At 64.3% G+C, this 24,986-nt stretch carries 17 protein-coding genes and 1 pseudogene; 16 read left to right on the top strand and 2 right to left on the bottom strand.

Translation table 11 applies throughout. From position 1 onward, the window contains the following. Positions 1–18: 18 nt before the first annotated feature. A complete protein-coding gene (locus ACSQ3Z_RS21500) occupies positions 19–1,050 on the bottom strand; it encodes a histone deacetylase family protein (protein ID WP_436173283.1) in 1,032 nt (343 codons plus the stop codon). A 169-nt stretch (positions 1,051–1,219) separates the two neighbouring features. On the opposite strand from ACSQ3Z_RS21500, the gene ACSQ3Z_RS21495 reads away from it, so the two are divergent. From ACSQ3Z_RS21495 to ACSQ3Z_RS21460, 8 genes are all read left to right on the top strand, one after another. Further along, a complete protein-coding gene (locus tag ACSQ3Z_RS21495) occupies positions 1,220–2,878 on the top strand; it encodes an amidohydrolase (RefSeq protein ID WP_436173282.1) in 1,659 nt (552 codons plus the stop codon). 129 nt (positions 2,879–3,007) lie between these two features. Further along, the gene (locus ACSQ3Z_RS21490) at positions 3,008–4,102 is read left to right on the top strand and encodes an ABC transporter ATP-binding protein (protein ID WP_436173281.1); all 1,095 of its coding nucleotides are present in this window, start codon (positions 3,008–3,010) and stop codon (positions 4,100–4,102) included. Next, on the top strand, positions 4,102–5,022 hold the full coding sequence (locus ACSQ3Z_RS21485) for an ABC transporter permease (RefSeq protein ID WP_436173280.1): 921 nt from the start codon (positions 4,102–4,104) through the stop codon (positions 5,020–5,022). Before ACSQ3Z_RS21490 ends, ACSQ3Z_RS21485 begins: the two co-directional genes overlap by 1 nt. After that, complete coding sequence (locus ACSQ3Z_RS21480; RefSeq protein WP_436173279.1) at positions 5,015–5,815, top strand: ABC transporter permease; 801 nt, start codon at positions 5,015–5,017, stop codon at positions 5,813–5,815. Before ACSQ3Z_RS21485 ends, ACSQ3Z_RS21480 begins: the two co-directional genes overlap by 8 nt. 22 nt (positions 5,816–5,837) lie before the next feature. Further along, a complete protein-coding gene (locus ACSQ3Z_RS21475) occupies positions 5,838–6,872 on the top strand; it encodes an extracellular solute-binding protein (RefSeq protein WP_436173278.1) in 1,035 nt (344 codons plus the stop codon). 61 nt (positions 6,873–6,933) lie between these two features. Beyond that, positions 6,934–8,130 carry a serine hydrolase domain-containing protein gene (locus ACSQ3Z_RS21470; RefSeq protein WP_436173277.1) on the top strand — a complete coding sequence of 399 codons (1,197 nt, stop codon included), beginning with the start codon at positions 6,934–6,936 and terminating at the stop codon, positions 8,128–8,130. Positions 8,131–8,163: 33 nt separating this feature from the next. Then, positions 8,164–9,342 carry a serine hydrolase domain-containing protein gene (locus ACSQ3Z_RS21465; RefSeq protein ID WP_436173276.1) on the top strand — a complete coding sequence of 393 codons (1,179 nt, stop codon included), beginning with the start codon at positions 8,164–8,166 and terminating at the stop codon, positions 9,340–9,342. Between the two features lie 130 nt (positions 9,343–9,472). Beyond that, the gene (locus ACSQ3Z_RS21460; RefSeq protein WP_436173275.1) at positions 9,473–11,794 is read left to right on the top strand and encodes a Tex family protein; all 2,322 of its coding nucleotides are present in this window, start codon (positions 9,473–9,475) and stop codon (positions 11,792–11,794) included. Here the strand turns inward: ACSQ3Z_RS21460 and ACSQ3Z_RS21455 are convergent, their stop codons facing one another. Then, entirely contained in the window at positions 11,795–12,691 is an 897-nt protein-coding gene (locus ACSQ3Z_RS21455) for a LysR family transcriptional regulator (RefSeq protein WP_436173274.1), read from the bottom strand. Positions 12,692–12,851: 160 nt separating this feature from the next. Here ACSQ3Z_RS21455 and ACSQ3Z_RS21450 point away from each other — a divergent pair, with 160 nt between their 5' ends. The 8 genes and pseudogenes from ACSQ3Z_RS21450 to ACSQ3Z_RS21415 all read left to right on the top strand — a co-directional run bounded on the left by ACSQ3Z_RS21450 (position 12,852) and on the right by ACSQ3Z_RS21415 (position 24,899). Continuing rightward, on the top strand, positions 12,852–14,048 hold the full coding sequence (locus tag ACSQ3Z_RS21450) for an acyl-CoA dehydrogenase (protein WP_436173273.1): 1,197 nt from the start codon (positions 12,852–12,854) through the stop codon (positions 14,046–14,048). Between the two features lie 120 nt (positions 14,049–14,168). Continuing rightward, a complete protein-coding gene (locus tag ACSQ3Z_RS21445) occupies positions 14,169–17,528 on the top strand; it encodes a DUF2126 domain-containing protein (RefSeq protein WP_436173272.1) in 3,360 nt (1,119 codons plus the stop codon). A 6-nt stretch (positions 17,529–17,534) separates the two neighbouring features. Further along, the gene (locus tag ACSQ3Z_RS21440; RefSeq protein ID WP_436173271.1) at positions 17,535–19,946 is read left to right on the top strand and encodes a circularly permuted type 2 ATP-grasp protein; all 2,412 of its coding nucleotides are present in this window, start codon (positions 17,535–17,537) and stop codon (positions 19,944–19,946) included. Between the two features lie 13 nt (positions 19,947–19,959). Continuing rightward, the gene (locus ACSQ3Z_RS21435) at positions 19,960–20,844 is read left to right on the top strand and encodes a transglutaminase family protein (protein ID WP_436173270.1); all 885 of its coding nucleotides are present in this window, start codon (positions 19,960–19,962) and stop codon (positions 20,842–20,844) included. Between the two features lie 118 nt (positions 20,845–20,962). Then, positions 20,963–21,694: a glycosyltransferase family 2 protein gene (locus tag ACSQ3Z_RS21430; protein WP_436173269.1), complete on the top strand. Its 732-nt coding sequence runs from the start codon at positions 20,963–20,965 to the stop codon at positions 21,692–21,694. 389 nt (positions 21,695–22,083) lie between these two features. Next, positions 22,084–23,144, top strand: a pseudogene (locus tag ACSQ3Z_RS21425) (DNA topoisomerase IB). 109 nt (positions 23,145–23,253) lie between these two features. Next, positions 23,254–23,628 carry a YciI family protein gene (locus ACSQ3Z_RS21420; protein ID WP_436173268.1) on the top strand — a complete coding sequence of 125 codons (375 nt, stop codon included), beginning with the start codon at positions 23,254–23,256 and terminating at the stop codon, positions 23,626–23,628. Then, positions 23,625–24,899 (top strand): RNA polymerase sigma factor, encoded by a 1,275-nt coding sequence (locus ACSQ3Z_RS21415; RefSeq protein ID WP_436173267.1) that lies wholly within the window; start codon positions 23,625–23,627, stop codon positions 24,897–24,899. The genes ACSQ3Z_RS21420 and ACSQ3Z_RS21415 overlap by 4 nt, the downstream gene beginning before the upstream one ends. Positions 24,900–24,986 lie beyond the last annotated feature (87 nt).

Genomic DNA, 24,986 nt, shown 5'->3' with positions numbered 1-24,986 from the left:
GCCGCCCGGTCTTGGCTGTTACCGATCCTCGAAGCCGGTCAGCACGCCGACGGCGTTGATGCCGATCTCCTCGACGGCATAGCCGCCTTCCATGACGAACAGCGTCGGCAGGCCGAGCCCGGCGATGCGGCGGCCGATCTTGGGATAGTCGGCGCTTTTCAGCTTGAACTGGCTGATCGGATCCTTCTCGAAGGTGTCGACGCCGAGCGACACGACGACGACATCGGGCGCATAGGCGGCGAGCTTGGTGCAGGCGTCCTCCAGCGAGGCGTTCCAGGCGTCCCAGCCGGTGCCGAAGGGCATCGGGTAGTTGAGGTTGAAGCCTTCGCCATCGCCCGCGCCGCGCTCGTCGGCATGGCCGAGGAAGAACGGATATTCGGTCATCGGGTCGCCGTGCAGGTTCATCACTTGCACGTCGGCGCGGTCGTAGAAGATTTCCTGCGTGCCGTTGCCGTGGTGGTAGTCGACATCGAGGATCGAGACGCGGCTCGCGCCCTGGTCGAGGAACCATTGCGCTGCGACGGCGGCGTTGTTGATGTAGCAATAGCCGCCCATGAAGGCAGCACCGGCGTGATGGCCGGGCGGGCGGCAGAGCGCGAAGGCGGATCGTTCGCCAGCCTTGACCAGGGCGGCTGCCGTCAGCGCGACGTCGTAGGAGGACTTGATCGCGGCCCAGGTGCCTTCGACGAAGGTGGCGCCGGCGTCGAACGAATAGTAGCCCAGCAAGGCATCGATGCGCTGCGGCGGCACGTCGCCGCGCAGGCCGCGTGTCGGCCAGGTGAAGGCCATGGCCGAGCCCTTGAAGCCGGCGGCCGTCCATTGCGGCCAGACCGTCGGCAGGAAGTCGATATAGTCCTGCCTGTGGATGCGCTTGGCGGCGGCGAGGTCGTGTTCGACCAGTCCGATGATCGGGCCCAGCTTCTCGCTTTCGACCCGTGCCCTGATGAACTCCGCCCGCGAAGGCTTCTCGAAACCCGGCACGATCGCCGCCGTCACCAATTCCATCTGCCCGGCATGGCCGGCGTGGAGAGGGGAGAAAACTGTCTTCATTTTGGGTGTTGGCTCGCTGTTCGAGTTGCGCAGATGCCGCTGACTGACCCCTTTGTGGCAGAGAGTTTCCGCGCCGCCAAGGGGCTTTCCGGAAGGTTGTTTCGCGAGAGAGGAGACGGCTTGCCAGACGCCAATTCTCTGCTAGCCTAAGCTCAAACGGGAGTAAATTATGCCGCCATCGGCCGATCTTATCGTCGAGAATGCCAGCATATTGACGATGGATCCCGATACTCCCCGCGCCGAGGCGATCGCCATCAAAGGCGGCAATATCATTGCGATCGCAGATCGCGTCACGGTTCTGGCGCACAAAGGCCCCGGCACCCGCATCATCGATGCCGGCGGCGGCTCCGTCCTGCCCGGCTTCATCGAAGCGCATATGCATCTTTTCGGCGGCGCGGCCGAACTCGACAATCTTCATCTCGCAGGCGTGCATGGCTTCGATGCCTTGCGCGACGCGATCCGCCCCTATGCGGCGGCGCGACCGAACGCCAAACTGCTGCTCGGCGCCGGGGTGGACTACGCCATCCTGTCCGAGCCGGTCACCCGCCATCATCTCGACCGCATCATCCCGGATCGGCCCTTCGCCATGTCGGCTTCCGACCATCATACGATGTGGGCGAACACCAAGGCGCTGGAGCAGGCGGGCATCCTGCACGGCAGGCAATTAGGTCCGGGCAACGAGATCGTTATGGGTGCCGACGGGCTTGCCGCCGGCGAGTTGCGCGAAGGCGAGGCATTCGGGCCGATCCTGGAACACTTCGGGCAGAACCGCACGCGGCTCGGTCTTACGGGTGGCGAGCCGGAGCCCTATCCATCCGCTGAAGAACTCGTTTCCGACCGCGACCTGATGCACCGTGGACTTCAGTGGTGCGCCCAGCACGGCATCACGTCGATCCAGAACATGGACGGTAACCTTTACCAACTCGAGCTGCTTGCAGGTCTCGAAGCTGAAGGGCGGTTGCTTTGCCGCACCAAGGTCCCGTTCCACTTCAAGAATTTCATGACACTGGACATGCTGGAAAAAGCGTCGCGCATGGCGGCGGCCTACAAATCCGAATGGCTGTCGTCCGGCATGGTCAAAGTCTTCTATGACGGCGTGCTCGATTCATGGACCGCCGTGATGGTCGACGATTATGCCGACCGGCCGGGCTGGCGCGGCGAGCCGCTGTTCACGCCGGAGCATTTCGCGCAAGTGGCGGTGGAGGCTGATCGACGCGGCCTGCAGATCGCCGTGCATTCGATCGGCGACGGCGCGGTGCGGGCAGTGCTCGACGGCTATGAGGCGGCGCAGAAGAAGAACGGCAGGCGCGACAGCCGTCACCGGGTCGAGCACATCGAGGTCACCACCCCCTCGGACGTGCCACGGTTTGCCGAACTCGGCGTCATCGCTTCGATGCAGCCGCCGCATCCGCCCGGCGCCATGAACTTCCCGCTGGAGCCGACGCTTTCGCGCATCGGTCGCGAGAAGTGGCCGCTGAGCTATGCCTGGCGGACGCTGAAGAACGCCGGTGCGCGTGTCGTGTTCGCGTCCGACTGGCCGGTTTCGCCGGTTGATCCGATCCTGGGCATCCAGGCGGCGGTGATGCGCAAACCTTGGGCAGAGGGCCTGCCGGACCAGAGCTTCTCGCTGCAGGAATCGATTGCCGGCTACACAGTGGAAGGGGCCTATTCCGAGTTCATGGAACATCGCAAGGGCCACCTGAAGCCGGGCTACATGGCAGATCTCGTGGTGCTGTCAGCCGATATCGAGAGCACGGCGCCGGAGGCGCTGCACACGGTGCGGCCGGTGACGACGATTTGCGGCGGCAAAGTGACTTATCAAGCATGACGGTGGCATGGGAATTGCATTTCTGAATCGAGGTTCAGCAGCGCAGTTGCCAAGCCGACCGGCATGTGATGACAATCGAACAGGAACAAAATCTGCCGCCAAGAGCAGGCTTCTCTCAATGGGGTAATCGTGCCGGAACAACCGGGTAAGAATGCAATCGAGGTGCGTGGCGTCCGCAAGGTGTTCGGCACCGGAGAGGCGCAAGTCGCAGCGCTGGACACCGTCTCCGTCTCCATCCGCGAAAACGAGTTCTTCACGCTGCTTGGGCCGTCCGGCTGCGGAAAGACGACGCTTCTGAGGCTGATCGCCGGCTTCGACTTTCCGAGCGAAGGCGAGATCCTGCTCTATGGCGAGGACATCGCGCCGCTGCCGCCGTTCAAGCGGCCGGTCAACACGGTGTTCCAGTCCTATGCGCTGTTCCCGCACATGACGGTGGCGCAGAATATCGGTTTCGGCCTGGAAATGCTGGGCAAGCCGAAGGCCGAGATCGAGGCGCGCGTCGCCCAGATGCTGAAGCTGGTCAAGATGGAGGCGCTTGCCGGCCGCCGCACCAGCCAGATCTCCGGTGGCCAGCAGCAGCGCGTGGCGCTGGCCCGCGCTCTTGCACCGCAGCCGAAAGTGCTGCTGCTCGACGAGCCTTTGTCCGCGCTCGACTACAAGCTGCGCAAGGAAATGCAGATCGAGTTGAAGCGGCTGCAGCACGAGACCGGCATCACCTTCATCTTCGTCACCCACGACCAGGAAGAAGCGCTGACCATGTCGGACCGCATCGCGGTGATGTCGTCGGGCAAGATCCTGCAGGTCGGCACGCCGTGGGACATCTACGACAAACCGGCGGAACGCTTCGTCGCCGACTTCATCGGCGAGACCAACTTCTTGACCGCGGCCATCACCGGCATGGGCAACGGCAAAGCGCGAGCGACGCTCAGGTCCGGCACCACGATCGATGCCACCGTGGCCGAAGGCTTCCAGCCGAAGGACAACGCTACCGTTGTCGTCCGGCCGGAACATGCCAAGCTGACCAACAGCAAGAGCGACCTATCGGGGACGGTCGAGAACATCGTCTATTTCGGCACCGACACGCACATCCATGTGCAGTTGGACAGCGGCGAGCCCTTTACCGTGCGCCAACAGAACACCCGCAGCGCCGGCTGCGGCTTCGAGCGCGGCGACAAGGTTGGCATCTCGATCGGCAACGATGCCGCGCAAGTGCTGAGGGACTGATGGCCAGCGCGGAGGAAGTTGCCAGGCAAGCGGAACGCCGCGACGTCCGCGCGCGCTGGCTGTTGTCGGCGCCGGCGCTCATCATCATCCTGCTGGCCGCGACCGGCCCGTTGCTGATCGTGCTTGTCTATTCATTCCTGACGCCCGGCCCCTATGGCGATGTGAAATGGCAATTCTCACCGGAGGCCTGGGTGTCGGTGTTCATGGAACGCGACATCTTCGACGACACGCTTTCGATCGCCGCCGCCCACGTCACCATTTTCTGGCGCTCCATCAAGTTGGCGATGGTGACCACTGTCGCGACTTTGGCGCTTGGTTTCCCGACGGCCTATTTCATGGCGACGCGCAGCGAAAAGACGCGCGATCTCTGGTTGTTCCTGATCACCATACCGTTCTGGACCAACCTTCTCATCCGCACCTTCGCAGTGCTGCAGATCATCCGCAACGAGGGCATCATCAATACGGTACTGCTCAAGCTAGGCATCATCTCGGCGCCGATCCAGATTCTCTACACCGATACCGCGATCCTTGTCGGTATGGCCTATGTCTATCTGCCGCTGATGGTGCTGCCGGTCTATGCCAGCATGGAGAAACTTGATTTCCGATTGGTCGAGGCGGGCTACGACCTCTATGCCAATCGATTCCAGGTGCTGCGTCGCATCATCTTTCCGCTCGTCAAACCGGGCGTGATCGCAGGTTCCATCCTCGTCTTCATACCGGCGATCGGCGCCTATGTGACGCCGAGCGTGCTTGGTGGCGGCAAGAACATGATGCTGTCCAACCTGATCGAATTGCAATTCGGCCAGGGCCGCAACTGGCCGCTTGGCTCGGCGCTGTCGATCACCGTCATGATCATCGTCATGGTGGCGCTGCTTGCCTATGTGCGCAATGCCGGACAGTCGGGGGTGCGCCATGGCTAGCAGCTTCTCCATCAAGCATCAGCCGGGGTTCACCGCCATCGCCGCGACCTGTTTCGTCGTGCTCTATCTGCCGATCGTCGTGCTGATCGTCTATGCCTTCAACGCTGCGACATCGACATCCGAATGGGGCGGGCTCTCGCTTAGGTGGTTCCAATCGGCATGGCAGAATACGCAGGTGATCGATGCCACGCTGCGGTCGTTCCAGATCGGAGCCGTCGCGGCAGTTCTTGCGACCATCGCCGCAACCATGGCGGCGCTCGCAACGACGCGCACGGCGGCCTATCCAGGCCTGACGTTCAAATATGCGGCGATCAATCAGCCATTGATGGTGCCTGAGATCGTTACCGGCGTGGCGTTGTTGATCTTCTTCTCGCGCATAAAGATATTCACCGGCTATTCCGGTCTCGGTTACCTGATTGCCGCGCACACGGCTTTCTGCATCCCGTTCGCCTATCTGCCGATCCGGGCGCGGCTGGAAAACATGGACCTGACCCTGGAGCGCGCCGCCGCCGATCTCTACGCCACGCCGTGGCGGACCTTTCGGCGCATCACATTGCCGCTGCTCTGGCCCGGCATCCTGGCTGGACTGATGCTGGCTTTCGTCATCTCGCTCGACGATGTCGTCATCACCGAGTTCGTCAAATCGGGCGGCCAGGATACGTTGCCGACTTATATGCTCGGCCAGATACGCCGGGGAATAACCCCTGAGATCAACGCGATTTCGACCGTGTTCCTGCTGTTGTCGGTCGCCATCGTGACGTTGTTTTTCTTGATCAGCAGGAAACGGGACTGAACCTACAAATGGGAGTTGGACCATGAACTGGAAGACCACGGCGACCGCCATTGGGTTGGCGCTGCTCGCTTCTACAAGCGGCGCTTTCGCCGACGGCGAACTGAACATCTACAATTGGGGCAACTACACCAGCCCCGACGTGATCAAGAAGTTCGAAGCCAAGTACAACGTCAAGGTGACCATCACCGACTACGATTCGAACGACACGGCGCTGGCCAAGGTGCGCCAGGGCGGCACCGGCTTCGATATTGCGGTGCCTTCGCAGACTTATGTTCCGATCTGGATCAAGGAAGGCCTCGTCCAGGAAACGGATCCGGGCAAGATGGAGAATTTCAAGAACGTGGCGCCGGAGTGGGCCAATCCCGAATTCGACCCGGGCCGCAAATATTCGGTGCCGTGGGCGCTCGGCACCGTCGGCGTTGTCGTCAACACCGACGTGTACAAGGGGCCGGCCGACACCTGGGGCATCATCTTCAACACGCCGGACGAACTCAAGGGCAAGGTCAATGTCGTTCCCGAGATGGGCGACGTGATGTTCGCCGCCACCAAATATGTCGGCGGGCAGCAGTGCACCGACGACAAGGAAGTGCTGAAGAAGGTGCGCGACCTGCTTGTCGCGGCTAAGCCGAACTGGATCGCCATGGAATACAATACCATCGAGAAGATGGGCGCCGGCGATTTCAAGGCGACCAGCGACTGGAATGGCTCGGCGCTGCGGCAGCGGCTGGCGAACCCCGCCATCCACTACTTCTATCCAAAGGAAGGCTATGGCCTGTGGAGCGACAATCTGGTCGTTCTCAAGGAAGCCAAGAATGTCGAAAACGCCAAGCTGTTCCAGAACTTCATCATGGATCCTGAGAACGCCGCCGGCCTGTCGGCTTTCCACCGCTATGCCAATGCCATCACCGGCTCCGATAAATACATGCCGGCCGACATGAAGGATGCGCCGGAAGTGGTCATTCCGGAGGCCGACAAGCCGCATGCCGAGCTGCAGCTGATGTGCCCGCCAGAGGTCCAGGAACTCTATACCAAGATCTGGACCGAACTGCAGAAGTGATAGCATCGCGAAGGGGCCCGGCGGCAAATGCCGTCGGGTCCGTTTTTCATGGACGCACCTCATGACATCGTACCGCAACTCCGATCCTCGGCCGCCGATCATGCAGGGCTCGCCGCCAGCCATGGTGCCGCCGCGGCTCGATTGGGACAGGGGGCCTTGGAACCGCTGGGCATTCCAGCACATCCGCGAATTCCTGCCGACCGCCGAGGTCTGGCGCGGGCACGGCCATCGCCGCCGGCTCGAACTGGCCGAGGTCGATCTCGACGCGCTGCCGGTGGAGGACAGCACAGGCTCGGCAACGACACTAGCCGGGCTGCTCGACGAGACCTATACGGACGGCTTCCTCGTGCTCAAGGACGGCAGAATAGCCTATGAGCGCTATTTCAACGGCATGGACGAGCGCACGCTGCATCTGTCGCAGTCGATGGCAAAGTCGGTCACTGCTTCGGTGTTCGGCATACTGGTCGGGCGCGGGCTGATCGACCCGGCGGCGCCCGTGACCAGCTACCTTCCGGAACTGAGCGGGACCGGCTGGGCCGGCGCCAGTGTGCAGCATGTGCTCGACATGACCACAGGCGTGCGTTTTTCGGAGGAATACACCGATCCCTATTCCGAGATCGGCCAGGTCGATGTCGCCACCGGCTGGAAGCCGGTGCCGCCGGACAGCGACCCGGCGTTCCAATGGCCGTCGCATATGTTCGAGCTGATCCTGGGACTGAAGGAGAAAACCCGACCGCACGGCGAGGCCTTCGAGTACCGCTCGATCGAGACCGACGTGCTCGCCTTCATGATGGAGCGGGTGACCGGCAAGCGGCTGCCGCAGCTGGTTTCCGAAGAACTCTGGCAAAAGCTCGGCGCGGACGAGAGCGCCTGCTTCACCGTCGACAGTGTCGGCTATGCGGTGGCCGATGGTGGCTTCAATGCGACGCTGCGCGACTATGGCCGCTTCGGCCAGCTGATCCTCGACAATGGCGGCGGCGTGGTGCCGGCCGACTGGATCGAGGCGACGCGCAATGGCAAGCATGCGCCGGATTTCAATCCCAGCCTGCCGGAAGGCAGTTATCGCAACCAGTTCTGGATCGAGGATCCGCGCTCGCGCGCGCTGATGTGCCGGGGTGTTTTCGGGCAGATGATCCACATCGACTGGGACACGAGGATGGTGGTGGTGAAGCTTTCGACCTATCCGGATTTCACCAACATCGCCTATTCGGTGGCGACGCTGAAGGCCGTGCACGCCATCTCCGCGGCGCTGGCCTGAATCTCCAGGAATAAAGATCCGGAAGGAAATGCCATGACCGGCAAGACCGCGTTCGAGACCAGATATGGCTTTGCCCGCAGTGCGGTGCTGCTTTCCAACTGGCGCGAAAACCCGTTCAACCGCTGGTCGTTCCAGAATGTCGGCGAGTTGGTGCCAAGCGCGCCTGTCGCGGCGTCAGGCGGCACAGAGCCGCCTCGGCAAGAACTCGGAAGCTTGCTTGGCGAAAAAGTCAGCCTGGCGAATGGGCCGGAAACGGTGGCGGCCTTCCTCGCGCGTTCCGACACCGACGCGCTGACGATCATGAAGGCCGGTTCGATCGTTGGCGACTGGTTCGCGCCGCATATGGATTTCGGCGGACGCCACATCATCTTCTCGATCAGCAAATCGTTCACCGCCATTCTCGCCGGCATATTGGAAGGCGAGGGGGTGTTCGACCCGGAAGCACCTGTCATCAGCTACATTCCGGAAGCCAAGGGCTCGGCCTATGGCGATGCGAGCGCACGGCACGTGCTCGACATGAGCGTCAGCCTCGACTTCGAAGAGGCCTATCTCGATCCGGAAAGCGCCTTTGCCCGCTATCGCCGCGCCACGCTGTGGAACCCGGGCGGCGGCACGGAAAGCCTGCGCGAATTCATCCTGACGCTGCAGCGGCTGGCCGAACCACATGGCCAGACATTCCGCTATCGCTCGCCCAATTCCGACCTGCTCGGCATGCTGGTCGAGCGCGCCTCCGGCCAGCGACTGACCGATCTGCTGCGCGAGAAATTGTGGCTGCCGCTCGGTGCGGCGAGCGAAGCTTCGATTACGGTCGACATGGAAGGCACGGCGCGCACTGCCGGTGGTATTTCGGTGACGCCGCGCGATCTGGCGCGTGTCGGCGAGATGATGCGGCAAGGCGGCACGGCCAGTGGCCGCCGCATCGTGCCGGAGGCCTGGGTACGCGACACGGTCGAAACAGGCGGCAGTTCCGAAGCCTGGCGGCGCGGCACAATGGCCTTCCTGTTTCCCGAAGGGCGCTACCGCAACAAATGGTACCAGACGGGGGCGCAAAGCGGCGCCTTCTGCGGCATCGGCATCCATGGCCAGTGGCTGTACGTCAATCCCAAGGCAGAAGTGGTGATCGCAAAGATGTCGTCGCAGCCGGTGCCGGTCGACGACCAGCTCGATGTCGAGGCCGTCGCCTTTTTCGAGGCGCTGAGCCGGATGGTCTGACCAGATCCCGGCAGCCCGCGAGACAGCAGCTTTCCTGTGGACCCGCTGGTCGGCAGAAAACAGCGCGGTTGGCGGCGCGGAGATCCCGGCCTATGGTCGCCGCTCTTTTTCGACAAGGCATGAGACCAGCATGGCATCCGACATCAAGCGCATCGCGGCAATCATCGCGGCCGAGATCGGCGCGCGGCCCGAACAGGCCGCGGCGGCGATCGGCCTGCTGGACGAGGGTGCAACGGTGCCGTTCGTGGCGCGCTACCGCAAGGAGGTCACCGGCGGGCTGGACGATACGCAGTTGCGCGACCTTGCCGAGCGACTGGCCTATCTGCGCGAACTCGATGCGCGCCGCGACACCATCCTCGGTTCGATCCGCGAGCAGGGCAAGCTGACCGAGGAGCTTGAAGCCAAGATCGCCGCGGCTGCCACCAAGGCCGAACTCGAGGACATTTATCTGCCCTACAAGCCGAAGCGGAGGACCAAAGCCGAGATTGCCAAGGAGCGTGGGCTGGGGCCGCTGGCCGAAGCCATTCTTGCCGACCGCTCGGCGGTGCCCGCCGAACTGGCGCTCGCCTACGTCACCGAAGAGGTGGCGGACGCCAAGGCGGCGCTCGACGGCGCGCGCGACATCCTGTCGGAACAGTTCGCCGAGAATGCCGATCTGGTCGGCAAGCTGCGCACCTACATGAAGGAACGCGCCTTCCTGCGTGCCCGCGTGGTCGACGGCAAGCAGGAGGCCGGAGCGAAATTCTCCGACTATTTTGACCATGTTGAGCGCTGGACGAACGTGCCGAGTCATCGCGCGCTGGCAATGCTGCGCGGCCGCAACGAAGAGGTGCTGTCGCTCGACATCGAGGTCGATGCCGACGATGCGTCTGCAGTGAAGCCGGTCGAGCGGATGATCGCCAATGCCTATGCCATCGGCGGCAGCCTGCCGGGTGATCGCTGGCTGATGGAAGTCGCCGGCTGGACTTGGCGGATCAAACTGTCGCTGCACCTGACGCTCGATCTGATGCGCGACCTGCGCGAGCGGGCGGAAGAGGACGCGATCCATGTCTTCGCCCGCAATCTGAAGGATCTGCTGCTTGCGGCCCCTGCCGGATCGCGGCCGACAATGGGGCTCGACCCGGGCATCCGCACCGGTGTCAAGGTCGCGGTGGTCGACGGTACCGGCAAGCTGCTGGCGACGACGACGGTCTATCCGTTCCCACCGAGGAACGATGTGCGCGGCACGCAGGCCGAACTGGCGAAGCTTGTCCGCCTGTACAAGGTCGAGCTGATTTCGATCGGCAACGGCACCGGCAGCCGCGAGACCGAGAAGCTGGTTGCCGACATGCTGGCCGATATGCCGGCGGATGGCGGGCCGAAGCCGCTCAAGGTGATCGTCAGCGAGGCGGGTGCCTCGGTCTATTCCGCCTCGGCAACGGCGGCGGCGGAGTTTCCCGGCCTCGACGTGTCGCTGCGCGGCGCGGTGTCGATCGCCCGGCGCCTGCAGGACCCGCTCGCCGAACTGGTCAAGATCGAACCGAAGTCGATCGGCGTCGGCCAGTACCAGCATGATGTCGACCAGTACCGGCTCGGCCGCTCGCTGGAAGCGGTGGTCGAGGACGCGGTCAATGCCGTCGGTGTCGATCTCAACACGGCGTCGGCGCCGCTCTTGGCGCGGGTTTCAGGCCTTGGCGCGTCGCTCGCCGACGCCATCGTCGCGCATCGTGACGCCACCGGCCCCTTCGTAAGCCGGAAGGATCTGCTCAAAGTCTCCCGCCTTGGACCTCGCGCGTTCGAGCAATGCGCCGGCTTCTTGCGCATTCCGAACGGCAGCGAGCCGCTCGATGCTTCCTCCGTGCATCCGGAAGCCTATGGCGTGGCAAAGAAGATCGTCGCCGCCTGCGGCCGGGATCTGCGCTCGCTGATGGGTGACAGCGCGGCGTTGAAGGCGCTCGATCCGCGTGTCTTCGTCGACGAGCGGTTCGGCCTGCCGACGGTGCGCGACATATTGGCGGAGCTGGAAAAGCCCGGCCGCGATCCACGCCCCGGTTTCAAGACCGCGATCTTCGCCGACGGCGTCGACGACATCAAGGATCTGAAGCCCGGCATGCTGCTCGAAGGCACCGTCACCAATGTCGCGGCCTTCGGCGCTTTCGTCGATATCGGTGTGCATCAGGACGGCCTGGTGCACGTCTCGCAACTGGCGGACCGCTTCGTCAAGGACGCGCATGAGGTGGTCAAGGCCGGCGATGTGGTGAAGGTGCGCGTCGTCGAGGTCGACATCAAGCGCAAGCGCATTGGCCTCTCGATGCGCAAGGACGGCGACGGCGGTGCATCGCGGGGTGGGCCGCGCGACGCCGGCGGCGGCAAGCCGGCGCCGCGTTCGCCGGCGCCGCAGCGCCAGCCGGAACGGCCGGCGCAGCAAGGTGCGTTCGGCGCGGCGCTGGCGGATGCGCTGAAGCGGAAGTAGTTATTTCTCCACCGGGAGATGACCCAGAAGCCAGTCGCGAAAACTGGCGACCGGCGGATGGCCGCGCTTGTCGTGCGGCACGACCAGATAGTAGGCGCTGCGGCTCTGCATCGGCCGGCCCGGTGCCGGCACCAGCTGGCCGCGCTGCAATTCGCCTGATATCAGGATCTGCGGCAGCAGCGCTACGCCAAGCCCGGCCATGCAGGCCTGGGCGGCGGTGCCGAACTGTTCGAACTGCATGCCGGGTCCTGTCGGCGCGCTCAGCCCCTGATGCTCGAACCACTCGGTCCAGGCGCCGGGGCGCGTCGCCATGTGCAGCAGCGGCAGGCGGCCGATATCGGCCGCCGTCGCGATGGCGCGACCGGCGATAAACCCGGGCGCCACCACCGGCGCCACCGTCTCGCGCATCAGCAGCGTGGAGTCGGCCTCCGGCCAATCGGGCAGGCCGTAATGGATGGCGGCATCCAGCCTTTCCCGGGCGAAGTCGAAACGGCCGATGCGAGTGACGAAGTTGATGGTGATGTCGGGGTTGCTTGCGACGAAATCCGGGATCAGCGGCATCAGCCAGCGGGTGCCGAAGGTCGGCAGGATCGCCAGGTTCAGGATGCCACTATGCCGATTGCTCATCAATCCAAGAGCCGCGTCGCGCAACTGGCCAAGCGCGGAGCGCACCGCCTCGGCGTAGATTTCGCCTGCGCTCGACAGCCGGACATTGCGGCTGTCGCGCTCGAGCAGCCGGCGGCCGAACTGGTCTTCCAAAAGGCTGATCTGTCGACTGACGGCGCCTTGGGTCAAATCGAGTTCGCGGGCGGCGGCGGTGAAAGAACCGAGGCGCGCCACCGCCTCGAAGGCAGCAAGGGCGCTGATGTTGGGCAAAAGGCGGCGCTGAACGTTCATGATTCATTACTAACGCTCATTGATTGGTGATGCAATTTCGTTTGATTTTTTTGAGGCGGAGGCGGATAAGCCGGGCACTTCAAGATTTTTTGTTTATGCATGTCGTTGTCCCAAAACCGCTGAACACTTTTGGGCGACATGCATTGGGAGACCGAGAGCCATGGCCGCCGACAAGAACGCGTTCGTCTGGGAAGACCCTTTCCTGATCGAGAACCAGCTTTCGGAAGACGAGCGCATGGTGCGCGACGGCGCGGCAGCGTTTGCCGCCGACAAGCTCGCGCCGCGGATCGAGGAGGCCTACCTCGAGGAAAAGACCGATGCCGGCATCTTCCGCGAGATGGGCGAAGCCGGCCTGCTCGGCATCACCATCCCCGAGGAATACGGCGGGCTTGGCGCCAACTATGTGACCTATGGCCTAGTGGCGCGGGAAGTCGAGCGCGTCGATTCCGGCTACCGCTCGATGATGAGCGTGCAATCGTCGCTGGTGATGTATCCGATCCATGCCTATGGATCGGAAGCGCAGCGCAAGAAGTACCTGCCGAAGCTGGCCTCGGGAGAATGGATCGGCTGCTTCGGCCTGACCGAACCGGATGCCGGCTCCGATCCGGGCGGCATGAAGACGCGGGCCGAAAAAACGGCGAACGGCTACAAGCTCAGTGGCTCGAAGATGTGGATCTCCAACGCACCGATCGCCGACGTGTTTGTCGTCTGGGCGAAGTTAAAGGGCGAGAACGGCAAGGACGAGATCCGCGGTTTCGTGCTGGAAAAGGGCATGAAGGGGCTTTCGGCGCCGAAGATCGGCGGCAAGCTCAGCCTGCGCGCGTCGATCACCGGCGAAGTGGTGATGGAAGGCGTCGAAGTCGGCGAAGACGCGTTGCTGCCCAATGTTTCGGGGCTGAAGGGGCCGTTCGGCTGCCTCAACCGGGCGCGCTATGGCATCTCCTGGGGCGCGATGGGCGCGGCCGAGGATTGCTGGCACCGGGCCCGCCAATACGGCCTCGACCGCAAGCAGTTCGGCAAGCCGCTGGCTGGCACGCAGCTGTTCCAGAAGAAGCTCGCCGACATGCAGACCGAGATCGCGCTCGGCTTGCAGGGCTCGCTGCGGGTCGGGCGGCTGATGGACGAGGGCAAGATGGCGCCGGAGATGATCTCGATCGTCAAGCGCAACAATTGCGGCAAGGCGCTCGACATCGCCCGCCAGGCCCGCGACATGCATGGCGGCAACGGCATCCAGATCGGCTACCACATCATGCGCCACGCGCAGAACCTGGAGACGGTCAACACCTATGAAGGCACGCATGACGTGCATGCCTTGATCCTCGGCAGGGCGCAGACGGGTATCCAGGCGTTCTTCTAGCCGACCTTAGCCGGCAACGCTGCTTAAATTAGGTGCAGCGCAACATCTCTGCTTGGAGAATGACCGCCAGATGTGTCAGGGTTCGGCGAATTCGTTTGAAACGCCGATTTCCGGGGCACCATGGCAATTCTGGCAGCCGTCTACCACCTGACCCACTACAAATACGACCGGCCGGTGGTTCTCGGCCCGCAGGTTATCAGGCTGCAGCCGGCGCCGCATTCCCGCACCAAGGTCTTGAGCCATTCGCTGAAGGTCGAGCCCAAGAACCACTTCGTCAATCTGCAGCAGGACCCCTACGGCAATTTCCTCGCCCGCTTCGTCTTTCCGGAGCCGGTCACGGAGTTGAAGATCGAGGTCGACCTTGTTGCCGACATGACGGTCTACAATCCGTTCGATTTCTTCGTCGAGCCGTCAGCCGAAACCTTTCCGTTCGACTACCCTGAAGAGATCAGGGACGACCTCGCCATCTACCGGACGCCTGAGCCGGCCGGGCCGCTGCTGTCGGCCTTCCTCGGGACGATCGACCGCAGTCCCAAAAATACCGTCGATTTCCTTGTCGACCTCAATGCGCGGCTGCAGCGCGAGATCGCCTACATCGTGCGCATGGAAACCGGTGTCTTCTCACCAGAGGAGACGCTGGCCGCCGCCAAGGGGTCGTGCCGGGATTCCAGCTGGCTGCTGGTGCAGATCCTGAGGAACCTCGGTATCGCCGCGCGTTTCGTCTCCGGCTATTTGGTCCAGCTCAAGCCCGATTTGGTCGCGCTTGATGGACCGCCCGGCACGGCGGTCGACTTCACCGATCTGCATGCCTGGTGCGAAGTTTATATTCCGGGCGCCGGCTGGATCGGCTTCGACCCGACTTCCGGCCTGCTCACCGGCGAAAGCCATGTGCCGCTGGCGGCGACGCCGCATTTCCGCAATGCCGCGCCCATCTCCGGCATGGCGAGCTTCGCCAATGTCGAATTCGGCTTCGACATGCGGGTCGACCGTATCGCCGAGCATCCGCGCATCACCAAGCCGTTTTCGGACGAGAGCTGGCAGGCGCTCGACGCGCTGGGCAACAAGGTCGATGCCGCGCTCCAGGCCGGCGACGTGCGGCTGACCATGGGCGGCGAGCCGACCTTCGTGTCGATCGACGACTTCGAGTCGGCCGAATGGAATACCGCCGCCGTCGGTCCGACCAAGCGCGAAAAGGCCGACGCGCTGATCAGAAAACTGCGCGAACGCTTCGCGCCGGGCGGTTTCCTGCATTATGGGCAGGGCAAATGGTACCCCGGCGAGAGCCTGCCGCGCTGGACCTTCTCGCTCTACTGGCGCACCGACGGCGAGCCGGTGTGGAGCGACCCGTCGCTGATCGCGCGCGAAAAGAGCAGCGCCGATATCGGGCCGCAGCAGGCAGAAAGCCTGCTGACGGCGATCGCTGGCGAACTCGGCATCGACAAGGAGATGGTCAGTGAGGCCTATGAGGATCCGGCCGAATGGCTGCTGAAGGAAGGCAAGCTGCCTGACAATGTCGATCCGTCCAACTCGAAGCTGGAAGACCCCGAGGAACGCAGCCGCATGGTGCGGGTGTTCGAACGCGGCCTGACCAAGCCGTCAGGCTATGTGCTGCCGGTTCAGCGCTGGAACAGCGAGGCTTCCGGGCACCGCTGGCGTTCGGAGAAATGGAAGACGCGGCGCGGTCGCCTGTTCCTGGTGCCTGGCGATTCACCGGTCGGCTACCGCTTGCCGCTTGGCACGCTGCCCTATGTGCCGCCGGCGCAATTCCCTTACATCGTGCCGGTCGATCCGTCGCTGCCGCGCGGTCCGCTGCCGGCGCGTGGGGCCATCTTGCCCGCAGCGGCGCCGGCCGAGCTCGAAGGTGCCGACGAAATGGCGCGCCGCCAGCAGGCGGTGTCCTTCACGGCCGCGACCGGCCAGCAGGACCGTGTCGAGCAGGAGATCACCGAAATCGGCGGCGCGGTGCGCACCGCACTCTCGGTCGAGCCGCGTGACGGGCGGCTCTGCGTGTTCATGCCGCCGGTCGAGGCGCTGGAAGATTATCTTGAACTGGTCGCGGCGGCCGAGAACGCGGCCAAGGCGATCGGCCTGCCAGTGCATATCGAGGGCTATGGTCCGCCGCACGACCCACGCCTCAACGTCATAAGGGTGGCTCCCGATCCGGGCGTCATTGAGGTCAACATCCACCCGGCCGCGAATTGGCAGGATTGCGTGGCGACGACCACGGCGATCTACGACGAGGCACGGCAGACGCGGCTCGGCGCCGACAAGTTCATGATCGACGGCCGCCATACCGGCACCGGCGGCGGCAACCATGTCGTGGTCGGCGGCGCGACGCCCGACGATAGCCCGTTCCTGCGCCGCCCCGATTTGCTGAAGAGCCTGGTGCTGCAATGGCAGCGTCATCCGTCGCTTTCCTATCTGTTTTCGGGCCTGTTCATCGGTCCGACCAGCCAGGCGCCGCGCTTCGACGAGGCGCGCCACGATTCGCTCTACGAGCTCGAGATCGCGATGGCGCAGGTGCCGCATCCGGACAAGGGCGCAGCACCCTTGCCGTGGCTGGTCGATCGGTTGTTCCGCAATCTCCTGACCGACGTCACCGGCAACACGCATCGCTCGGAAATCTGCATCGACAAACTGTTCTCGCCGGATGGGCCGACCGGCCGACTCGGACTGGTCGAGTTCCGTGGCTTCGAGATGCCGCCCAATGCACGCATGTCGCTCGCGCAGCAATTGCTGGTGCGCGCCATCATCGCGCGCGCCTGGAAGAACCCACTCGACGGCCGCTTCGTGCGCTGGGGCACGTCGCTGCATGACCGTTTCATGCTGCCGCACCATGTCTGGGCGGATTTCCTCGACGTGCTCGACGATCTCAAGCTCAACGGCTTCGAGTTCCGTCCCGAATGGTTCAACGCACAGCTCGAATTCCGCTTTCCCTTCTGCGGCGAGGTCCAGCATGGGGGCATCAAGCTGGAATTGCGGCAAGCGCTGGAGCCCTGGCACGTGATGGGCGAACAAGGCGCCATCGGCGGCACCGTGCGTTTCGTTGATTCCTCCGTCGAGCGGCTGCAGGTCAAGACCGAAGGCCTCAACCCGGAGCGCCATGCTGTCGTCTGCAACGGCCGCGTCGTGCCGATGAAGGTGACCGACAACAGGGACGTCGCGGTGGCGGGCGTCCGCTTCAAGGCGTGGCAGCCGGCATCGGGCCTGCACCCGGCGCTGCCGGTCAACACGCCGCTGATCTTCGACATCTATGACCGCTGGTCGGGCCGGGCGGTGGGTGGCTGCGTCTACCATGTCGCGCATCCCGGCGGGCGCAGCTACGACACCTTCCCGGTCAATGGCAACGAGGCCGAGGCACGGCGGCTCGCCCGCTTCGAGCCGCGCGGCCATACGCCGTCCGGCTATGTTCTGCGCGACGAAGAAGCTTCTGAAGATTTCCCGATGACCCTTGACCTCAGGCGGCCACCAAGACTCTGATCAACGATGGCAAAGGGGAATCAGAAAAAGATACGCGGCAAGCCGCTGACGCACAGTCTGCTGGAGCACTACCAGCCGATCGACGGCGTCGTCGACGAGATGGTCGATGCATCGGGCAATCCGCGTCCGGTCTGGCAGAACTTCATCGATGCGCTGGAGGAGCTTGGGCCGGAAAAGCTCGGCCAGCGTTTCGCCCGCGCCGACCAGTATCTGCGCGACGCCGGCGTCTATTACCGCGTCTACGACAAGGCCGGCGCCAATGAGCGGGAATGGCCGCTGGCGCATGTCCCGCTGCTGATTGAGGAAAAGGAGTGGGCCGACATCAGCGTCGGCCTCGTCCAGCGCGCCGATCTTTTCGAAGAGATATTGGCCGACATTTACGGGCCGAACCGGCTGGTCGACAACGGCACTCTGCCGGCCGGCCTGATCGCGGCGAGCCCCGAATATTTGCGGCCCGTCGTCGGCACCAGGCCGGCCAGCGGCCATTTCCTCCACATGCTCGCCTTCGAACTCGGCCGCGGGCCTGATGGACGCTGGTGGGTGCTTGGCGACCGCACGCAGGCGCCGTCTGGGGCGGGTTTTGCGCTGGAGAACCGCGTCGCCACGACGCGCGCGCTGTCCGACATCTATGGCGAGATGCATGTGCATCGGCTTGCCGGCTTCTTCCGTCGCTTTCGCGATGCGCTGATCGGCATGGCCAAGGTATCAGGCGGCCGCGTCGCCATCCTGACGCCGGGCCCGCTCAACGAAACCTACTACGAGCACGCCTATATCGCCCGCTATCTCGGCATCATGCTGCTCGAGGGCGAGGACCTGACGGTCTCGGGCGGCAGGCTGATGGTGCGCACGGTCTCGGGGCTGAAGCCGGTCGGCGTGCTGTGGCGGCGGCTCGACGCCGCCTTCGCCGATCCGCTGGAGCTCAGGCCGGACTCGCAGATCGGCACGCCGGGGCTGGTCGAGGCGATCCGCCAGGGCGCGGTTTCGGCCGTCAACGCGCTTGGTTCCGGCCTGCTGGAAACGCGGGCGCTGCTGTCGTTCCTGCCGAGGATTGCACGCGAATTGCGGGGCGAGGAGCTTCTCTTGCCCAGCGTCGCGACTTGGTGGTGCGGACAGGAGAGCGAGCGCCGGCATGTGCTCGCCAATCTCGACCGCATGGTTGTCGGTCCGGCGCTGTCGACGCGGCTTGCCTTCGAGGACGACGATTCGACCCGGCTCGGGTCGACACTGTCCGACGAGGAACGGGCCGAACTGGTCGCCCGGATCGAGCGCGATGGCGGCGGTTTCGTCGGCCAGGAAGCGGTGACGCTGTCGACCACGCCGGTCTATGTCGGCGGCTGGCTGGAGCCGCGGCCGGCAAGCCTGCGCGTCTATCTGGCGCGGACGCCGGAAGGCTGGACGGTCATGCCGGGCGGTTTTGCCCGCGTCGGCTTCTCTCTCGATCCGACGGCGATCGCCATGCAGCGTGGCGGGCAGGCAGCGGATGTTTGGGTGGTCAGCGACCGGCCGGTGGAGCGCGAGACGCTGCTGCCGCAGGAGCACGACAGCTTCACCCGCACCATGCCGGGCAGCCTGCCCAGCCGCGCGGCGGAGAACCTGACATGGCTCGGCCGCTACATCGAGCGATCGGAAGACACGGTGCGCATCCTGCGCGCCTATCACGTGCGGCTGGCCGAGACCTCCGACCCCGAGATGCCGCTGCTTGCCGATATCAGGGATTATCTCGAACCGTTCGGCATCGACGTCGGATCGGCGATCCCGCTCGGTCTGATCAGCACTCTGGACAGCGCCGTCTACAGCGCCGGGCAGATCCGCGACCGGTTTTCGCCCGATGGCTGGCTGGCGCTGAAGGATCTGTCGAAAACCATCCATCAATTTGCGAGAACCGTGGCGCCGGGCGACGACGCGACACGAGCGATGACGGTGATCCTGCGCAAGCTCGCCGGGTTCTCGGGCCTGCTGCATGAGAATATGTACCGCTTCACCGGCTGGCGGTTCCTGGAAATCGGCCGGCGGCTGGAGCGCGGCATCCAGATCGCCCGCACGCTGGCCTGCCTGACCAGGACCGGAGCGCCGGACGGGGCGCTCGACATGATGCTGGAGATCGGCGACAGCGTCATGACCCACCGGCGGCAATATCCTGTGCAGGCCGGGCGGCGCACGGTGATCGATCTCCTGGCGCTCGATCCGCTCAATCCGCGCTCCATCCTGTTCCAGCTCGAGCGGCTGAAGGCCGAAATCGGGCTGTTGCCCACGGTCGGCGGCGAGGGGCACATGTCGCCGGCGGCGAAAGAGATCCTGCAGCTCAACACGGCGATCGCCGTGATGGAGCCTTCGGACATGACGGCGGATGCACTCGACGATCTCGCCGGCGAGATCGGCGGCCTCTACAACAGCCTCGCCAAGGCCTATTTCGGATAAGACCAAGGCAGCCATGCTCTACGACATCAGGCTTCATCTGAGCTACGACTACGATGCCGCGGCCGGCGGCGGCCGCCATCAGGTACGCGTGCTGCCGCCGACCATCTCAGGTGTGCAGCGGGTGGTTGCCGCGTCTCTGTCCTTCGCGCCGGCGCCCAGCGAACGCGGGGATTTTTCCGACTTTTTCGGCAACAATGTCACCTCGATCGCCGTTCGCGATGCCCATGATGCCTTGGATATCCGGATGAGCGCGCGCGTGTCGGTGTCGCGCCCGGAGGCCGGGCTCGACGTGTCGCCCGGCATAGACCGGCTGAGAGAGGAGCTCGGCGCGGTGCGCTCGCTGGCGCCCGATGCGCCGCATCACTTTCTCGCCGCCAGCGATCATGCCGGCATCGATGCGGCAATCACAGCATACGCGCAAGAGAGCATCGCCGGCTCGACCGCCGGCACGGTCATGGACCTCTGCAACCGCATTCATCGCGATTTCACCTATGACGGCAAGGCGACCACCGTCCAGACCCGCGCCAGCGATGCCTTCGGCCTGAAGCGGGGCGTCTGCCAGGATTTTTCGCACATCATGATCGCCGGCCTGCGCGGCCTAGGCATTCCGGCCGGCTATGTCAGCGGCTTCCTGCGCACCATTCCGCCTAAAGGCAAACCCCGGCTGGAGGGCGCCGACGCCATGCATGCCTGGGTGAAGGCATGGTGCGGCCGCGATGCCGGCTGGCAGGAATTCGATCCGACCAATGGGATGCGGGCGAGCAACGACCACATCACCGTCGGTTACGGCCGCGACTATTCCGATGTGGCGCCGATCGTCGGCGTGCTGAAGACCACGGGTGGACAGGTCGGCGAGCAAGCGGTCGACGTCATTCCGGTGGCCCTCGAGAAAGTCTGACCGGTTCAGGCTGTTCGTAAATCTTCGGGCGAGCAAAGACTGCTTCTCAAACGCCGATGCTGCCGTTATCTTAGGCACAGGGGGTCGCCGGACGCATGCGCCGGCGCGGAGTTTGCCATTGAAATCGGTCAGCGTCATCATTCCGGCACATAATGCGGCGGCCACGATTGCTGGCACGCTGGCGTCGCTTCGTTCAGAGGCGGCGGTCATCGGCGAGGTGCTGCTGGTCGACGATGCGTCCTCGGACGGCACGGCTGCGGTGGCTGAGGACGTCGCCGCGCGGCTGGCCTTGCCGCTGCGCGTGATCGCGTCGAGTTGCCGGGACGCCGGCGGTGCCCGCAACCTGGCCCTGGCGCAGGCGGACTGCCCGTGGATATACATGATCGATGCCGATGATCTGCATGTGGAAGGCGGCCTGAGATCGCTGCTTTCGCGAAGCGACGCGCAACCGAGAGCCGAGATGGTGGTCGGCGCCTTTCGCCGGCGCACCAAGGGCGAGCATCACCAGTTCAAATTGCCGTACGGCTATACGGCTACCGGCATCGCCAACGCCTCGGCCTATCTGGAAGGCCAGGTTCGCTCGATCGCGGTCGGCAGTGCGCTGGTGTCTCGGCGCGCGGTCGGCGAGACGCGGTTCCCGATCGCGCTCGCTTATGACGAGGACACGCTGTTCTGGGCGCGGCTGATGTGCCAGGCTCCGCTTGCCGTCATTACACAGCCCGTCATGACCTACTTCGTCTCGGCGGAGCGCTCCGACGACCGTTTCACGATCAAGCCGGCACAACGTTCCTCGCCTGGCGCCACGCCCTGCGTCAACTTGCCGACTGCGGCATCGCCAAGTCGACACTGAAAACGAGGGAAGGCCTGGTCGCGCTCAAGATCGCCCGCGTCCACTATGCGCGCGGCGACTTTGCCACGGCAGCGCGGTTCCTTGCCGTGGCCAAGGCCGCGCCCAAGGTCCCCTCGGACATATGGCGCTGCATGCGCTACCAGTTCAAGCTCGCAGTGCGGCGCCGTTTCTCCATTCCGCACGTCCAGCTGCAAAGTGCCTGATGGACGTTTCGGCATCGGCCGTTCCCCCAGAACAGGAATCCGCATCGCGATTGCAAGCCGCCCATGTCTTCCATGGTGGCTTGTCTGCGGCCGGCCGATCGCCGTCGCCGATGAGGCCCCAAACGGGTCAAGCGGAACCTGCAGGCCCGTCCAGCGCTTATCTACGGAAGATTCCGTGGAGGGAGCATGTTCGACAATTCCGGGTCGCCGCGCGCCGGACAGGGCGCATCGAAGAACGGTGCGCAAGGTGCCGCCATCCAGGCCTCGCTGAACTACGTCACCGACGCCGAGCCCGGTATCCGCCGCCTCGGAGCCGGCAAGCGCTTCTCCTACAAAGGACCAAATGGCCGCGTCGTGAGCGGATCCATTCGCGCGCGCATCAAGGCGCTCGCCATACCGCCGGCCTGGACCGATGTGTGGATCTCGCCCGATCCGGACGGCCACATCCAGGCGACCGGCCGCGACCAGCGCGGACGCAAGCAGTATCGCTACCATTCCGCATGGGCCGAGGAGCGCGACGGGACCAAATATTCTAGCCTGGTCGCCTTTGCTGAAAGCCTGCCTGAACTGCGCCGCCGGATCGATGCCGATCTGCGCCGCCATGGCCTGCCGGCGGAGCGCGTCGTCGCGGCGGTCGTCTGGCTGCTCGACAACACCATGATCCGCGTCGGCAATGCCGCCTATGCGCGCGACAACAAGAGTTTCGGACTGACGACGCTACGCGACCGTCATGTCGACATCAGCGGCTCCAGCCTGCGCTTTGCCTTCAAGGGCAAGTCTGGCGAAGAATGGAAATTGAAGCTGGTCGATCGCCGGATCGCCAGGATCGTGCGCGGCGCCCAGGACCTGCCGGGGCAGAAGCTGTTCCAGTATCTCGACGAGGACGGCAACAGGCATCCCGTGCGTTCCGACGACGTCAACCGCTATATCCGCGATGCGGCCGGCGCGGATTTCAGCTCCAAGCACTTCCGCACCTGGGGCGGCACGATCCATGCCGCCTCGTTCCCGACAGTCAGGCGCTTACGAAGCGGGTGATGAACGGCGTCATCGACAAGGTGGCCGAGCGGCTCGGCAATACGCGCGCCGTCTGCCGCAAATGCTACATTCATCCCACGGTCTTCGAGGCCTGGTCGCAAGGGCGACTGCTCGGTGAAATGGCGCAAGCGAACAAACGCAAGCGATCGATATCGGGGCTCGATGAAGAGGAGACGCTAATCCTGCGATGGCTGAAGATGCAGGAGAGCTGATGCGGGCGGGCGGGTTCCCGGCGCGCCATCGCAAGCCCGAATTTTTTTATCGACCTTATGTCGGGAACGGTCCTACTGTCTCGTCCTTTGACAGAGAAAAGGACCGATCATGCTCTACGCTATCCTCTGCTATGCTTCCGAAGACGTCGTTTGCTCCTGGAGCAAGGAGCAGGACGATGAGGTCATGGCCAATCTCCTCAACGTCCAGGAAAAATACGCCCAGGCCGGCCGGCTTGGCCCGGTGGCGCGGCTGTTGCCGACGACCGCCGCGACAACGCTGCGCAAGGTCAAGGGCGAAGCGGTGGTCATCGATGGCCCGTTTGCCGAAACCAAGGAACAGTTCCTCGGCTTCTACACGCTCGAATGCGCCGATCTCGACGAGGCCGTGGAGTTCGCCCGCGAACTCTCCGAGGTCAACCCCAGCGGCGGCTCTTACGAAATAAGGCCGGTTTCCGTCTTCAACCCGAGCAAGGCTGCCGCATGACCGAGCTTGCCTGGATCAGCAATGCGATCAGCACCGCCCGTCCGCCGGCGATGGGCGCGCTGCTGCGCTACTTCCGCGACCTCGACGCCGCGGAAGAGGCTTTCCAGGATGCATGCCTCAGGGCACTGAAGAACTGGTCGAAAAACGGCCCGCCGCGCGATCCCGCCGCCTGGCTGATCTTCGTCGGCCGCAACAGCGGCATCGACGCGGTGCGCAAGCGGTCCAAGCAGGCGCCGCTGCCGGAAGAGGATCAGATCTCCGACCTCGATGACGCCGAAAGCGATATCGCCGAGCGGCTGGACGGCGCGCATTACCGCGACGACATTTTGCGGCTGCTGTTCATCTGCTGCCACCCGGACTTGCCGGCGACGCAGCAGATCGCGGTGGCGTTGCGCATCGTCTCCGGCATCACCGTCAAGCAGATCGCGCGTGCCTTCCTGGTCGGCGAAAGCGCCATGGAGCAGCGTATCACCCGTGCCAAGGCGCGCATTGCGGACGCCGGCGTGCCGTTCGAGACGCCGGGCGCGGTCGAGCGCTCGGAGCGGCTCGCCGCCGTCGCCGCCATGGTCTATCTGATTTTCAACGAAGGCTATTCGACCAACAGCGGCGAGGCGCCGGCCCGTGCGCCGCTCTGCGAGGAGGCGATCCGGCTGGCGCGTCTGCTGCTCCGGCTGTTCCAGACCGAGCCGGAGATCATGGGCCTGACGGCGCTGCTTTTGCTCCAGCATGCGCGGGCGCCGGCTCGTTTCGACGAAAACGGAGAGATCGTGCTGCTCGAAGACCAGGACCGCAGCCTGTGGAGCCGCAAGATGATCGACGAGGGGCTGGCGCTGGTCGACAAGGCGCTGCGCCATCAGAAGCCCGGACCTTATCAGGTGCAGGCGGCGATCGCCGCCCTGCATGCGCGCGCGGAAAAATCCGAGGATACCGACTGGACCGAGATCGACCTGCTCTACAGCCTGCTCGAGCAGATGCAGCCGTCGCCGGTGATAACGCTGAACCGCGCCGTCGCGGTGGCCAAGGTGCGAGGGCCGGAGGCGGCACTTGCCATGATCGAGCCGCTCGAACAGAGGCTGTCCGGCTATTTCCACTTTTTCGGCCTCAAGGGCGGCCTGCTGATGCAGCTTGGCCGCGGCGAGGAGGCACGTGTCGCCTTCGACCGCGCCATTGCGCTGGCCAATACGGCCGCGGAAGCCGCCCATATCCGCATGCATATCGACCGGCTGATCAAGGATGGCGCCACGAAGGCCGCCGCAAAGACAGCGCGCTGAAGCCTTTTCCCGTCTGGCTCAATCGTGTGGTCCGGGCTTAGACCATGCCGGGGTGGCGGTTTTTCCCTGAAACGAGTAATGCCACGC

It is taken from the genome of Mesorhizobium sp. LjNodule214 (assembly GCF_964252735.1).
GTDB lineage: Bacteria > Pseudomonadota > Alphaproteobacteria > Rhizobiales > Rhizobiaceae > Mesorhizobium.
Note: the sequence above shows the minus strand (reverse complement) of the source record. Positions and strands in the feature narration are given on the sequence as shown.